Origin of the sequence: Mesorhizobium sp. M0047 (assembly GCF_040323315.1) — a bacterium.
Classification (GTDB): domain Bacteria; phylum Pseudomonadota; class Alphaproteobacteria; order Rhizobiales; family Rhizobiaceae; genus Mesorhizobium.
Window position 1 is genome coordinate 1 of record NZ_JAMYUW010000057.1, and the last position, 14573, is coordinate 14573.

General features: G+C 61.6%; 14 protein-coding genes and 1 pseudogene. 5 read left to right on the plus strand and 10 right to left on the minus strand.

Features of this window, described 5'->3' with window-relative positions; translation table 11 throughout:
* The 8 genes from NKJ89_RS32610 to NKJ89_RS32645 all read right to left on the minus strand — a co-directional run.
* Nucleotides 1-709 (minus strand): ABC transporter ATP-binding protein (locus NKJ89_RS32610; protein ID WP_352608584.1); only part of this gene is annotated, 709 nt, incomplete at its 3' end.
* A complete protein-coding gene (locus NKJ89_RS32615) occupies nt 706-1617 on the minus strand; it encodes an ABC transporter permease (RefSeq protein WP_352608585.1) in 912 nt (303 codons plus the stop codon). The genes NKJ89_RS32615 and NKJ89_RS32610, both read right to left, overlap by 4 nt.
* Nucleotides 1618-1621: 4 nt before the next feature.
* The gene (locus tag NKJ89_RS32620; protein ID WP_352608586.1) at nt 1622-2563 is read right to left on the minus strand and encodes an ABC transporter permease; all 942 of its coding nucleotides are present in this window, start codon (nt 2561-2563) and stop codon (nt 1622-1624) included.
* Nucleotides 2564-2591: 28 nt separating this feature from the next.
* On the minus strand, nt 2592-4154 hold the full coding sequence (locus NKJ89_RS32625; protein WP_352608587.1) for an ABC transporter substrate-binding protein: 1563 nt from the start codon (nt 4152-4154) through the stop codon (nt 2592-2594).
* A 157-nt stretch (nt 4155-4311) separates the two neighbouring features.
* On the minus strand, nt 4312-4752 hold the full coding sequence (locus NKJ89_RS32630) for a YqaA family protein (RefSeq protein WP_352608588.1): 441 nt from the start codon (nt 4750-4752) through the stop codon (nt 4312-4314).
* A gap of 9 nt (nt 4753-4761) precedes the next feature.
* On the minus strand, nt 4762-6084 hold the full coding sequence (locus NKJ89_RS32635; RefSeq protein ID WP_352608589.1) for an MFS transporter: 1323 nt from the start codon (nt 6082-6084) through the stop codon (nt 4762-4764).
* Between the two features lie 66 nt (nt 6085-6150).
* On the minus strand, nt 6151-7488 hold the full coding sequence (locus NKJ89_RS32640; protein WP_352608590.1) for a cation diffusion facilitator family transporter: 1338 nt from the start codon (nt 7486-7488) through the stop codon (nt 6151-6153).
* A gap of 8 nt (nt 7489-7496) precedes the next feature.
* Nucleotides 7497-7778: a metal-sensing transcriptional repressor gene (locus NKJ89_RS32645; protein ID WP_352608591.1), complete on the minus strand. Its 282-nt coding sequence runs from the start codon at nt 7776-7778 to the stop codon at nt 7497-7499.
* 104 nt (nt 7779-7882) lie between these two features.
* Between NKJ89_RS32645 and NKJ89_RS32650 the strand changes: the two genes are divergently transcribed.
* The 3 genes from NKJ89_RS32650 to NKJ89_RS32660 all read left to right on the plus strand — a co-directional run bounded on the left by NKJ89_RS32650 (nt 7883) and on the right by NKJ89_RS32660 (nt 9862).
* Nucleotides 7883-8266 carry a hypothetical protein gene (locus NKJ89_RS32650; protein WP_352608592.1) on the plus strand — a complete coding sequence of 128 codons (384 nt, stop codon included), beginning with the start codon at nt 7883-7885 and terminating at the stop codon, nt 8264-8266.
* Between the two features lie 129 nt (nt 8267-8395).
* The gene (locus tag NKJ89_RS32655) at nt 8396-9052 is read left to right on the plus strand and encodes a HupE/UreJ family protein (protein ID WP_352608593.1); all 657 of its coding nucleotides are present in this window, start codon (nt 8396-8398) and stop codon (nt 9050-9052) included.
* A 12-nt stretch (nt 9053-9064) separates the two neighbouring features.
* Complete coding sequence (locus tag NKJ89_RS32660; protein ID WP_352608594.1) at nt 9065-9862, plus strand: hypothetical protein; 798 nt, start codon at nt 9065-9067, stop codon at nt 9860-9862.
* A 299-nt stretch (nt 9863-10161) separates the two neighbouring features.
* Here NKJ89_RS32660 and NKJ89_RS35880 read toward each other — a convergent pair.
* Nucleotides 10162-10270 (minus strand): annotated as a pseudogene (locus NKJ89_RS35880) (ABC transporter permease); the annotation flags it as partial.
* Nucleotides 10271-10430: 160 nt separating this feature from the next.
* Between NKJ89_RS35880 and NKJ89_RS32665 the strand changes: the two are divergent.
* Complete coding sequence (locus tag NKJ89_RS32665; protein ID WP_352608595.1) at nt 10431-11171, plus strand: class I SAM-dependent methyltransferase; 741 nt, start codon at nt 10431-10433, stop codon at nt 11169-11171.
* Nucleotides 11172-11475: 304 nt separating this feature from the next.
* Here the strand turns inward: NKJ89_RS32665 and NKJ89_RS32670 are convergent, their stop codons facing one another.
* A complete protein-coding gene (locus tag NKJ89_RS32670; protein ID WP_352608596.1) occupies nt 11476-12309 on the minus strand; it encodes a helix-turn-helix transcriptional regulator in 834 nt (277 codons plus the stop codon).
* Between the two features lie 142 nt (nt 12310-12451).
* On the opposite strand from NKJ89_RS32670, the gene NKJ89_RS32675 reads away from it, so the two are divergent.
* Entirely contained in the window at nt 12452-14557 is a 2106-nt protein-coding gene (locus NKJ89_RS32675; RefSeq protein ID WP_352608598.1) for a N,N-dimethylformamidase beta subunit family domain-containing protein, read from the plus strand.
* Nucleotides 14558-14573 lie beyond the last annotated feature (16 nt).

Consider the following 14573-nt stretch of genomic DNA (forward strand, 5'->3'; position numbering starts at 1 on the left):
CCTGGCCGGCGTAAAGGACGATGACGCGGTCGGCGACGGAAGCGACCACGCCGATATCGTGCGTGATCAGCACGACCGCGATGCCATCCTCGCGCTGGATCTGACGGATGAGCTCCAGGATTTGCGCTTGGACGGTGGCGTCGAGCGCCGTCGTCGGCTCGTCCGCAATCAGCACGCGCGGCCGGGCCGCAAGCGCCAGCGCGATCATCGCGCGTTGCAGCATGCCGCCCGACATTTCGTGTGGATAGCGGTTATAGCGATCCTCGGGGTCCGGGATGCCGGAGCGCGCCAGAAGCGAGACCGCTTCCTTGCGCGCTGCCTCATGCGACAGGCCGGCGAAACGGCGCGCCTGGCGTGCCAGCTGCGGGCCGATTTTCAGCATCGGGTTCAGCGCGCTCATCGGGTCCTGGAAGATCACGCCGAAATAGCGCCCGCGCAGGTCCGACAATTGCCGGGAACCGATGCTGAGCAGTTCGCTTCCGTCGGCTCGCGCTGACCCTTTCATGTCCACGGTCACGCCCTCGGGCAGCAGGCCAAGCGGCCCTAGGGTCATGACGGTCTTTCCCGAACCGCTTTCGCCGACGACCGCGACCGTTTCTCCGGGACGGACGTTGAACGACACCCCGTCCACCGCCCGCACCGAAACGGTGGTGGCGTAGAGGTCGATGACCAAATCTTCGATCGAATAGATCGGCTGACCGTCGCTCATGCTGAAGTCGTTCCCGTTTCGACGGCGTTGCGCTCCGCTTCTTCGCGAGCACGCGCGTTACGGCGCTTGCGCAATGTCGCGCCGCGGACCGGCCGCGGCACCTTTTGCAATGCGAAGGCTTCGCCCAGAAGGTTGAAGCTGACCACGACCAGTGTCAGCGCCAGCCCGGGCAGCACGACGAGGCGCGGCACCTCCTCGATGTAACTCATGCCGTCGACGAGCATTTGGCCCCATTCCGGTGTCGGCGGCGCGACGCCAAGTCCGAGAAAGCTGAGCGTGGCGATGGCCAGCACAAGCGCGCCTGCGTCGGCGCTTGCGTAGACGACGACGAGAGCAAGCACGTGCGGCAGTATATGGCGGACAAAAATCCAGAGATGGCCGGCGCCCATCACGCGGGCCGCCTCGATATAGGGCTGCTGCAGCTCGGCGGTGACGACGGCGCGGCTCATGCGGGCATAGTTCGCCCACCACGCCAAGGTGAGCGCCGTGATCATCGACCAGTAGCCGTTGCCCAGAATGCCGATCAACGCCAGCGCGATCACCAAGCTCGGAAGTGCCAGCGCAATATCGATGATGCTGATAAGGACGAGCTCGACACGGCCGCCGACATAGCCGGCGAAGGAGCCGATCGTGACCCCGATCGCCAGCGCGGCGACAAGCACGATCACCATCGCCACCAGGGAAATGCGGGCGCCACCAACGATGCGGCTGAAGACGTCTCGGCCGAGATAGTCGGTGCCCAGCCAGTGGCTCCAGCTCATGCCCTCCAGTGTCGCCGAATAGTCCTGTGCGCTTGGATCATAAGGCATGATCGCAGGAGCGAAGATGCCTACCAGCACAAAGCCGATGACGGGGAGCAGCACCAGCCACGGCCAGTCCTTGATGTGCCTGATTGCGGAAATGTTCATCGGCTCATGCTCCCCGCGCCCGGCGCATTCGCGGATCCGCGACGATGCAAATCATGTCGACGATGAAATTGACCATGACGAAGAAGACGACAAACAGCAGCAGCACCGACTGCATGCCGATGAAGTCGCGGAAGCGTATCGCCTCGATGAAAAAGGCACCGACGCCGCGCAATGCAAATACCGTCTCGACGACGATCGATCCGATGATCATCAGCGTGAATTGCGCGCCGAATGTCGTCAGGAACGGAATGGCGATGTTGGGCAGCGCCTCGCGCAGCAGCACCTGCGTTCTGGTATAGCCCTTTGCGAAGCCCGTGGTCGCAAACGGCCGCGACATCGCTTCCTGGAGGTTGACCCGAACGACACGGCTCAGAACGGAGGCTGGGAACAGCGCGATCGTCACCCATGGCAGAAGCCACGAGGTGAAGCCGCTCGTGCCGAAGGTGGGCACCCAGCCGAGCATGACCGAAAACACGATCACCAGCAGCGCCGCCACGAAGAAGTTGGGGCTCGATGCGCCGATCAGCGAAAATGCGTGCAGAAACCTGTCCATGAAGCCGCCATTGCTGACGGCCCCGGCAATGCCAAGCGTGATCGAGAAAATGAAGGCGAGAACGCCGCCGCCGGCAAGCAGAGCCGCCGTCATCGGGATGCGGGCGGCAAACTCCGACGAGATCGGCTTTCCCGTTCGCAGTGAGATGCCGAAATCGCCGGCCAACGCGCCGGAAAGCCAGCGTCCGTAGCGGATCGGCAACGGGTCGTAGAGCCCGAGCTCGTTGCCGATCTTGGCGATCATTTGGGCGTCCGCGCCGGGACCTGCCGCGCGCTCGGCAATCAGCGCCGCAACATTGCCCGGAGCCGCCGCAACCAGGGCGAATGTCAGCGCGGATGCCGCCAGGATCAAAAGGCAGGCAAGCAGCATCCGTCGCAGGATCGTGCGTTTCATCGTCAGGCCTCACTCGGACTCGAAGTCTTCAAGCCTTTAGGGTGATCGCCTTGAACGGCAAGTCGTAGTCGGTCGCCGGAAGCGAGAAGTTCTCTGCGCGCGGATTGTGAGCCCACAGCCGCTGGCTGACGACAAGCGGGCAGATGGCGGTGTTGTCGTGCAGCCAATCGTAGAGGGCCTGCATCTTCAGGTCGCGTTCGGCGCCAGTCGCGTCAAGCGCAGCCTTGACCACGCCATCGAGCGCGTCGGAGACATAGATCTTGCCGTCGGGCCCGCTGTCCGCCGTCGAGACGAAGGCGTTGCCAAGGGTTCCGTGAGGGTCATAGGGAGCGCCATAGGTGGTGAAGAAAGCGAGATCATAGTCGAAGGCCGGACGCCGTTCATGCATGGTGGCGTTATCGACAGAAGAGACCTGGACCTGGAAACCGACCTCGGACAACTGGCCCTGGATCATCTCGGCGATGCGCCGCGATCCCGGCAGAGACTCTTCGGAAACCAGAAAGTCGATGGTCAGAGGAGAGCCGGCCTTGGTCCAGGCGCCGCCGCTGTCGGCCCAGCCGCCATCTGCGAGGATCTTCTTGGCCGCCGCCACGTCGCGCACCGGCACGTCATGCCGCTTGCCCGACGAAGGCACGTTCGCCGGGAACAGATCGGCGGCCGGGTCGGCAAAGCCCTCGAACAGGACCTTGGCGATCGCCGCCCGGTCGACCGACGCATAGATGGCGTCACGGACGGCCTTGTCGGCGATGATCTTCGATTTCGGCGAATAGCCGAGCAGCATCGTCGCGGTGCCCGGCTCGGCCACGACCTTCATGCCGTCGCTTTCCAGCGCACGGGCGCGGCGCGGCGACAGCGTCGCCACCCAGTCGCCACCGATGACATCGAGGTCGCCTGAGCGCAGACCATTGGCGCGAGCGAGTTCATCGGGAACCACCTTCAATTCCATGCGGCTGAAAAGCGGCTTCTCCCCCCAGTATTTATCGTTGCGAACGAGGCTGGTGCCGCTCGAATCGTATTTTTCGACGATCCATGGACCGGTTCCGATCGGCGCAGTCTGCTTGCCATCCTTGTCGACTGCCTTGGGCGACAGGAAACGGACAGGCCGCACGATTGTGAGTTCGAGGAGTGCCGCCGGCACCGGCCGCTTCAGCTTGACCGTCAGCTTGTTCGGTCCGTCGGTGACGATGCTGTCGAACGCGTCGGAGATGCCGATCCAGGAGAAGTCGCTCACCCCCAACCAGCGCTTGAGATTCCATTCGGCTGCGGTGGAATCGAAGGGCGTGCCGTCGCTGAAGGTCACGCCTTCACGCAGATCGAAGGCGATCGAAAGTTGATCGTCGGCAAGGGTCCATTTGGTGGCAAGCCCCGGCTCCAGCGCGCCATTCTGGCCATAATGGATCAGCGCATCGAAGACGATGGTGTAGGTGCTCAGCGTCGAAACGTTCTGCAGCAAATCGAGATCGCCGGTCTCCGCGGCGATGGCAATCTTCAGCGTGTCGTTGGTTTCGGAAAAGGCGGCGCCTGGCAGCGCGGCGGCGAACGCAAGGCCAGCGCTGGAAACAAGGAAATTGCGGCGGTCGAGAGTAATCATGTCAGTTCCCCATTTTTTGATTGGTGTGATTGTACACATGCATCTCCATTTGTATAGACATATATGGTGATTCAGTTTGGCGCGCAGCGCTCCGTTTGGCAAAGGAAATGCGCCCCGTCGCGTAATGTCGCCATGCGGGCGCGGGCCCCGATAAGGGCTAAATCCAGCTCAGCGTCATTGCCGCCAGCGCGAGATAGCGGCCGACCTTCGCGATCGTGACGATCGCAAGGAAGCTCCAGAATGGCTCTCGCAGCGCTCCCGCCACAACCGTCAGTGGATCGCCGACGAGAGGCAACCAGCTCAACAGCAGCGACCACCTTCCATAGCGCTGATACCATCGCGTCGCGCGCGTCAGCGCGGAGGGCTTCACCGGGAACCATTTGCGGTCGCGAAAGCGATCGACGCCCCGGCCGAGCCACCAGTTCACGATCGAGCCGAGCACATTGCCGGCGCTTGCGGAGGCGATGAGCGGAGTCGGGGCATAGCTTTCTGTCAGAAGCAGTCCCGCAAGGGCCGCTTCCGATTGCATCGGCAGGATGGTCGCCGCCGCGAACGCGGTCAGAAATAGACCGCCATAGATGGCGAGCTCGCCAAGCATGTTGAGTTCTCAGCTTGTCTTGGGCCATTTCGGGTGCCGATCATCGACGACGTAGCCATGCGAATGCTCATATCCCGCTTCCGACCATACTGCGTCGCCGATGTGCCGGTCGTCCTCAGGCAGATCGACATGCGTATGCACAAGCACGTCGGGATCATGTTTCGGCCAGAGCCAGACCGCGGCAAGCAGGGCAGCGGCGCCAATGATGCCGAGCAGAATGAATGTGAAAGGCAATCCCATCGCCGCACCGACGCGGCCGGCAATGGGATACGTGATCAACCAGCAGGCATGCGAAAGCGCGAATTGGGCAGCAAACAGAGCGGGCCGGTCGACGGCATCGGCGGAACGCCTGATCAATCGGCCCGAAGGCGTCTGCGCCAGCGAATAGCCGAGCCCGAGCACGAACCAGAGCGCCAGCAGCAGATAGTAGCTGCCGGCGAGAGGTCCCACCAGCACGCCCACGACCAGGATCGCGGCGCCCGAGAGCATCGCAACCCGGTCCGGGACGTTCTCCAGCAGCCGCGGCAGGGCAAGAGCTGCAATCATCGATCCGCCGCCGAACGCTGCGAGCGCCAGCGCCGTGTCACTTTGCGAGAGGCCGAACTGTGCCTGAACCAGGACGACCGTGTTGACGATCACCATCGCGCTTGCCGCCGCGACGGCAACGTTAAGGGCCAGCAGCCCGCGCAATCGCGGCGTCGCCAGATAGATGCGCAATCCGCGCGTGGTACGATCGTAGACGCCGCGCGGCTGCGACGGTTTAGGGCTCGGCAGGACCACCGACACCACCAGCGCCGCCGAGGCGAGAAAGCCGATAACCGTGCCGGCGAACAGGCTGTGGAAGCTGATGACGGAAAGCAGCGCCGCCGCCAGCATGGGACTGACGACGCTTTCCAGGTCGTAGGCCAGTCGCGACAGCGACAGGGCTCGCGTGTAGTCCTTCTCCTCGGGCAGCACGTCAGGAATAGAGGCCTGGAAGGCCGGAGTGAAGCCGGCCGACGCCGACTGCAGGACGAAGATGAGAAGATATACCTGCCAGACTTCGGTAACGAAGGGCAGGAACACCGCGACCGCAGCCCGGACGAGGTCGAGCGAAACCAGCATGGTGCGGCGTGGCAGGCGCTCTGCGAACGCAGCGGCGACAGGCGCCACACCGACATAGGCGATCATCTTGATGGCGAGCGCCGTGCCGAGCACCGCGCCGGCATCGGCGCCGGCAAGATCATAGGCCAGCAGCCCGAGCGCCACGGTGGCAAGACCAGTGCCGATCAGGGCGATCACCTGGGCCAGGAAGAGATGACGGTAAGTGCGATTGGCCAGGACCTGAAGCATATTTTGCCTTCTTGCAGCGGATTCGGGTTCGTCGAGCCAGGAAAGTAGCGCGACAGCCCGCCTGTCTCAGTGGTGGTGGCCTTCCGGCTCGACCATCTTGAATGGCAGCACCTGTTCGCGACCATTCACGGTCAGCACCAACCTTGCCTGGAATTCATGCGGCTCGGCCGGAGCAACCGTGCTCTCAAGGCGATGATGGTTGTCAGCGACCGATTCGAGGCGAAGCGTCTCTGGCCCGTTGGGACGGTCGATGATCACCGTCGCTGTCAAATCATCGGTGTGCCGTTCTATGGTCAGCCGCATCCGCTCGCCGGCCGCCGTGTCGACGATTTCCAACGTCCCTTCAGCCAGATCGCAGGCGACTTTGAAGGGCTCCGGCGCATGATGGTGAGCATGAGAGGCTTCCGCGCCAGTGACGGCCAGCCCGGCTGGGCTCACCAGGCGGACATTAGCTTCCGCCAACGCCGGCAAGTGGGCGAACAGCTCCTGCTTGAGGGCTTCGGTTACGCCCAGCACGTCCTTGGCCGTCGCCATCTCCGGAACACTGATGGCGACATCGGCATGCAGGCGATGTCCGATCCAGCGCGCCTGCACGCTTTCAACGCGCCCGATGCCCGACACGTGTTCGGCAGCATGATGGATTTCGTCGATGACGCCGGGCTCGACGCCGTCGAGCATGCGGGTCAACACGGCTTTCGACGACTGCCAGACGATGGCGAAAATCGCCACGGTGATCAGCAGCCCGACGATCGGATCGGCAAGCGGAAAGCCCAGCCAGACGCCGATAGCGCCCAGGACAACCGCCAGGCTGGTAAAGCCGTCGGTGCGGGCATGGTAGCCGTCCGCGATCAGGGCTGCGCTGTTGATTTCTCGCCCGACGCGGATACGAAATACGGCGACCGCTTCATTGCCGATGAAGCCTACGAGGCCGGCGATGGCGACCCAGCCAAGAAACGTGATGGGACGCGGATTGATCAACCGGTCGATCGCCTCGTAGCCGGCGACGATGGCACTGAACAGGATGATGAGAACGATGACGATCCCGGCCAGATCCTCGACCCGGCCCAGTCCGTAGGTGAACGTCTTGCTCGGTTTGCGGCGGACCAGCACGAAGGCGATCCACAGCGGAATGGCAGTGGCCGCGTCGCCGACATTGTGGATCGTGTCGGCCAGCAGCGCCACGCTGCCGGAGAGGAACACCACCACGAGCTGAAGCGCTGCCGTGATGGCCAGAACGACGAATGACCATTTGATCGCCCATATGCCGCGCGTCGTCGTGGCGATCGTCGGATCGATGACACCGTGTGTGTGGCCATGGCCACCATCACCGTGATCATGTCCGTGCCCCCCCCTGCCATGCGTCATCGGGCCAAACCCAAACCAATCGCGAACTTTGTCCATCATGGCGCTTCTCACAGGTACTTGGTGATGTCCTTGAACTCGTCGATCGAACGGCGCTGCTCGCGCGCCAAGGGCCCGACGACATCTTCAAGGCAATGGTTGAGATGATCCTGGATCAGGGTCTTCTTGGCCTGCGAGATGGCCTTCTCGACAGCATGGAGCTGCTGGGCGAGGTCGAGGCAGGGCCGGCCCGCTTCGATCATGTCGATGACGCCCTTGAGATGTCCATCGGCCCGTTTCAGGCGCTTGACGATATCGGGGTGGGTTTCGTGGGTGTGGGGTTGGTCGCTCATAGCGTGATACTATCCTCGTGGAGGGGATATGCAAGTCTCAAAGAGGCCTCGATTCTGATGTAGCAAAAACCATTCGTTAGGATTTTAGAGAATAATCGCCGTTCATGCCGAATCGAATCCACAGCACAGTTTTTTGTCTGGTCATCGCTTTAGCGATGATGTTCGGCGTGCTGCGTCCTTTCGGCTATTCGGCCTCGCACGATCCAATCGCGATTGCCACCGCAGTTGAACGTCACGGCGGAGCCGCCGCGCAGATCGAAGGTCATGGCCACGCACACGATGATGGCGTTTCGGGCGAGCAGAACTCGGACCATTTTCACGGGCACAATGCGGCAGACCACTCGCACGAGACGGCGAGTACGCCCGCCGACTTCGCACCGACCGTTCCGCAGGTCGAACCGGGCTGGCTGAACTATCCGACGACTTTCGTCGATCCGGATACGACATTCCGGCTCGAGCGACCGCCGAGACCGTTCCTCGCCGCATGATCGCGGCCGCTCGCGCGGCCACCGTCAACGACGAAGATTGGAAATCTTATGCAAGCATCCTTCGACCGGGGTCAGTCACGCTCGCGCCGCGCGCGTTGGCGACCTACCCTGCCCCTGCTTATCGCTCTCATGACCCTGCCGCTGCTCGCCGGAGCATCCTTTGCCCATGCCGTCGCTGCCGGCGACAAGGGCTACATCCAGGAAATCTCGGGCATCAACGTGCTGCCCTTCATCTATCTCGGCGCCAAGCACATGGTGACAGGATACGACCACATCCTGTTCCTTTTTGGCGTGGTCTTCTTCCTCTACCGGATGAAGCATATCGGCATCTATGTCAGCCTGTTTGCGCTCGGCCACTCCACGACCATGCTGCTTGGCGTCTACTTCAACGTCGGCATCAACAGCTACATCATCGACGCGATCATCGGCCTGTCCGTGGTCTACAAGGCGCTCGACAATATGGGCGCTTTCCAGCGATGGCTCGGCTTCCAGCCGAACACCAAGATCGCGACGCTGGTCTTCGGCTTCTTCCATGGTTTCGGCCTGTCGACGAAGATCATCGAATACAACATCTCGCCGGACGGCCTGGTGCCCAACCTGCTCGCCTTCAATGTCGGCGTCGAGATCGGCCAACTCATGGCTCTTGGCGCCATCCTGATCGTGATGGGCTATTGGCGTGGGACACGAAGCTTCTGGCGCCACGCTTATACCGCAAACGTCATCATGATGACGGCCGGTTTCCTGCTGATCGGATATCAGCTCACCGGCCTGTTCGTCGCAGCATAAGGAACCGAAACCATGTACAACACCGACCTTCCCAGCCGCGCCGATTTGCCGACGTCAGCGCAGCTCAAGCGCTCCACCATGATTGCCGCGCTGACGGCATTCGCCTTGCTCATCACGGTCGTCATGCCGTCCGAGTATGCGATCGATCCGACCGGTGTCGGACGGTTCCTGGGCCTCACCGAGATGGGCGAAATCAAGACCCAATTGGCGGCCGAGGCGGCCGTGGATGAAACCAGCAGCGGGAAGGCCACAGCAGCGAGCCTGCCGAAAACTGCCGCACCGGAAGAACTAATTGCGCGCATGGACCGCATTGAAAATCTTCTCGTTGGTTTGACCGCCGAGCGGCCTGCCTTGTCACCGTCGCAAACGGCAAGTCCTGCGGCGCAAGACGATGTGACAGTCGGCGAAATTGCTCTTGCCGAAGCCGTGCCAATCGATCCGAGTGCGGCCCCGCAGGTCGCCGAAGTCCCTGCGGAAGCTCCGGCCCCGACCATCGGAAGGCGAGATGAAATGTCCTTCACACTTACACCGGGTCAGGGCATTGAGGTCAAACTTGTGATGCGGCAAGGCGCCAAGGCGAACTTCGCCTGGAGCGTGGACGGTGGCGTCGTCAACTTCGACGCCCATGGCGATGGAGGCGGACAATCTGTCCGCTACGAAAAGGGCCGCAGCGTCCCTTCCGGCGAAGGTGTGCTGGAAGCTGCTTTCGACGGGAACCACGGCTGGTTCTGGCGCAACCGCGGTGACAGCGACGTGACGCTGACGATCCAGACCGAAGGCGATTACATCGACATCAAGCGGATGATCTAGCGCGATGCAAATTCGCCCGGCGCCACTTCGGCGCCGGGATCACTTATCCGCCTGTTCCATTGTGGAACGCAGATGCGCGTCGAAGCTCTCCACCCCGCCGAAGACACGGCTGACCTTCGGTAAATGGGTCTTGATCCACCTCTCGATCTGGGTCACGGCATTTCAGACCGACGTGATCAAACCGCCACGCGGGCAAGCAACAAGTCGGCAGCGCCCTCAATGGCTCGGGAAACAGTTTCGAACGTGGCCTGCCGTCGAAGAAAGACGTTCGCGGAACAGGAGCGACAGAAGCGCGACAAAGACAGCGTCAGCGCTACGCCGACCATCAAGGGTGATGGCAAAAAGAATGCCGGCGAACGGAACGCCTCTGGATATCGCGAAGGTCATGACAAAGAGCGTGAGCGGACAACGCCGACGGCTTCACCCTCATGCTTGTGGTGGTGGCCGTGGCTCAATGCGCACCATTGCGACTATCCAAATAGTTATGTTGACAGGGTTCCTACCAGCTTGGATGCTCTGAAGATACAGAGATCCTGTCTAGGCCAGTCGCTGGCACAGAGGAAAGCCTATGTCGACGCCGTACAATTTTTCCGAAGGCGATGCGCCGATCGACCTTCAGACATCGTTCTGGAACAGATGGAATGCCGACAATCGTGAGCACCAGATGAGCGAAGTCAGCGCTCGTCAAGCTGAAGTCATTCTGGGATGGCTTGAAAATACCGGCCGAAGAAATCTCGATATACTTGACGTCGGCTGCGGTTCCGGGTGGCTCGCTCCAAAGCTAGGCCGATACGGTGTCGTGACGGCGACCGATCTTTCTGACGAAGTACTAAACCGGGCGGCGATGCGTTGGCCCCAGGCGAAATTCATCGCTGGTGACTTCATGGCCCTGGACTTTGGCACGCCAGCATTTGACGTCATCATAACGCTTGAGGTTTTATCGCATGTCTTCGATCAAAGAGCCTTCATCCGCAAACTCTCCACCCATCTGCGGCCGGGCGGGTATCTGATGTTGGCGACCCAAAACCGCCATGTTCTCGAAAAATACAATGCTATCCCTCCGCCTGCACCCGGCCAGCTGCGTCGCTGGGTATACAAGCAAGAATTGGCTGATTTGCTCGTGCCTGAATTCGAGCCGTTGGAATTGTTCACTGTTTCACCAATTGCGCGCAAAGGGATCATGCGATTGGTAAACTCCTGGAAAATCAATGCTCCGATACGTGCTATCTTCGGCAATCGCGTTGAAAGAATGAAGGAGCGTTTGGGACTTGGATGGACACTGATGTCCCTGTCGAAAAGACGCACGTAGCGTCGCATGAGCGCCGTTTAGGCACCCCCGATTTGCCAGACCGCCACGGCCGCGAGAGCAAGCCCTGCTGCACCCTCGATCCTTCGGGAAATGGGATCGAACAGGCGTGGCCGGCTATCGAAAAAACGCACCAGGCGCTCCCGAAAAGGAGCGACAGATCCAACAAGTAAGTCAGCGTCACCGCCAGGAAAACCATAATGATTGGTGCAAACTCAATGCCCGCGACCGGAATGCTCTGGAGATCGCGAAGGTCATCATGGAAAGTGCAACTGGACATGAGGTCGGCACGGCTCTGATGCAGTTTCTACAACCCGCCTCGTTCGTTTTGCCGGCCGGAGCCTTGGCTGGTCGCCCCCTCCAGGATCGGCATCATGAGCGCAAACAGCTCTGCTTGCGAGGAAAGGCTGCATTTGCTGTAAAGCTGCTTGCGGAAGACCTTCACTGTTTGCGGGCTGACGCCGAGGTTTAAACCGATCGATGGCGAGGAGTGGCCCTGCAGAATGAGAAGCGCCACTTCGGCCTGACGTTTGCTCAACAGGACATCGTGGTGCTTCCGTATTGCCGCAATCAGGCTGTCGGTGATTGGCATCGAACGCGGAGCGACCGCAGGCGGGATTTCTGACGCAACCCAGTGGGCACGCAGCAGCGACATGATTGCCGGCTCATGCGAGCGCAGGCAGTCCTCGGCTTTTTGCGTGAAGGCCTGGCCGGAAGAACCGTCCTTGCCCATGGATATCGTGACGGTCGCGTTCTCCCCGATCGACAGCACGACCGAGATTTCGTCGGTGATGCCGATCCGCCCGTAATACCACTTGAAGTAGCGGCTGCGGCGAAACTGGTCCGGTGCCACGTCGAGAAGACGATAAAGCCCCGGCGCGCCGCGTCGCAGATGAAAATGATAGATCGGGTCCAGCAGATAGGCCGCCGGCAGATATTGCTCGGCAAGATAGCGAAACACATCCGGGCCGTAGATCTTCTTGTAAAGCACGGTGGGGACAGCGGTGCCCGAGAAAACGATGACGATCACATTGTCGTAGCTGAGGCAGCGCCGCAGATACTCGGTAACAGCTGGATAGAACTCGCGCTTGCCGATCGCGTCGATGGCCAGAGCGAGACCTTCAAAAACGGACTTTGTCACCAATATACCCCGATGGGGGTATATACCCCCAAGAAACGATGCCCGTAGTGTAAATCAAAAAAGAAAGGGGTACGAGAGAATTGTCCAGTTTGCCATTGAAGACCGGACACAGGCCGGGATCCGGGCGGGGATTTTCGCCGCGATGAAACGTCCCGTCGATCATGACGCCATGGCCGTTTCAGGCTACACGGTGCCCTGGCACACAGCGACTGGTACGCCTGTCGCGCTTCACGTCTCGTCGTCGCGGCCGGTGCGCGCTGTGCGGATCTTGCGGCTCGATACGCCCTCGGCCGCGGTCATGGACTGGGATGTCGAACCGACAGAAAATGCCGCGTCGCATCGCGACTTCAACCATGGGTCCTTCCTGAGGATCACGGCATCGGAACTGGCCAAGGCCACCGAAATCGGCGCTGTTTCCTTCGAGGTCTATTTGACCCGCAATGACGGCGCTCGCGTGCTCTTCGAGTGCGGAAATTTGCGACTTAGGTTGCAGGGCGGCCGGCTGACGTCAGGCCATGACGGCAAGCCGCTGGAAATCGGCGAGACCCTGCCGGCAAACACCTGGCTCACGGTCGAGATTTCATCCGATGGCGGCGGGACGGTCCTGAACATCGGCTCCGACGACCTGTTGTCGCCGTTTCGCCTGCAGCGTCAATTCGATCGGTCCTGGTCGCTGTCCGGTGACATGATCTTCGGTACCAGCGCGGCAAACGATGTCAGGTCGCTCAATGCCAAGTTCTCGGCGATCGCCCTGCAAACCGCGGCCGGACGCATCGCCTGGACCTTCCCCACTTTGCTGCCAAGCGGTCGGATCGGCTCGACAGGTGGAGATGACGTTCTCCTCCTGGAAACGGTCAACCAGCCGGCATTCTGTATGACTTCGCGCCGTTGGGACGGGTCGAGTTTCGATCCCCGGCTGGTGCCGTCGCATTACGACGCGGTGCATTGCCATGACGACGACCTGGGCGCATTGGATTGGCCCGCTTCGTACCATTTGCAGGTCCCCGCCGTGGCCTCTGCCGGGGTTTATGCCTTCGAGGTCGTTCATGATGAAGGAGCGGAGCGCATCGTCTTCTTCATCACCTCGACGGCACGCCAGGCACCGCTGTTGTTCCTGGTACCGACGGCCACCTATCTCGCCTACGCTGATGAATTCCTGCCGGCGCATCTCTACGAGTGGATGTGCGAGGATCGCGGCCATCGCTTCGCCATCGATAACAATCTGAAGTCGCTCTACGACTACCACAGCGATCTCAGCGGCGTGTCGATCTGTTCCTACAGAAAACCGAAGGCAACGCTGCGCGACGACTACACATACCCGCTCTGCGGCTGCCCGCACAATCTGCCGGTCGACCTGCATTTCCTGCGCTTCTGCCACGCTAACGGCATCGCCTTCGATCTCATCACCGACCGCGACCTGCATGAGCGCGGCGTTGCCGGCCTGCAGGGCTACCAGGCGGTCATCACCGGCAGCCATCCCGAATACATGTCGGTCGAGATGGAGCATGCGCTGCGCCAGTTCGCGGCGACGGGCGGTAGCATCGCCTATCTCGGCGGCAATGGCTTTGCCGGCAAGGTGGCGTTCCAGGATGATCTGATGGAACTCCGCCGTTCGCCGCTCGAGGCAGGCCGCACCTGGGACGGACCGATCGCCGAACAATCGCTGTCGATCACCAACCAGCCGGGCGGCCATCTGCGCGCCAGCGGGCGCGGCGAATTCTCGCTGACCGGCGTCGCCATCTCGCTGATGGGTTTTGACCGCGCGCGGCCTTTTACGCGCACGCCGGAAAGCCACCAACCTTCGGCCGCATGGCTGTTCGACGGCGTCGCCAACGAAGCCTTCGGCGACGAGGGCATCGTGCTGGGCGGCGCGGCCGGCTACGAGGTCGATGCCACCGACCCGCATCTTGGCACCTCCCCCGATACAACAGTCATTGCGCGCGCAACCGGTTTTCCTGACAGCTTCGTCCACGACGCGACGCGCTGGTATGAGGGCGGCGCGGAGGAGCGCGCATCGCGGCGCTGCGCGGAGATGACGCTTCGCCATCTGCCTTCAGGCGGTTTGATCTTTTGCGCGAGTTCGGTCGCCTGGTGCGGCGCTCTGCCGACCGGCGACGCCATGAACGACGTCGGCAGGATCACCAAGAATTTGCTGACGCATCTGGCGTCGGCAAAGAGCCGGCCGGCCCGGGATCGACAGCAACAGAGCGGGAGCCAACCCGCCGCCCCATCGCTTTCGCCGGCATAGCGACAGTTCAACATCA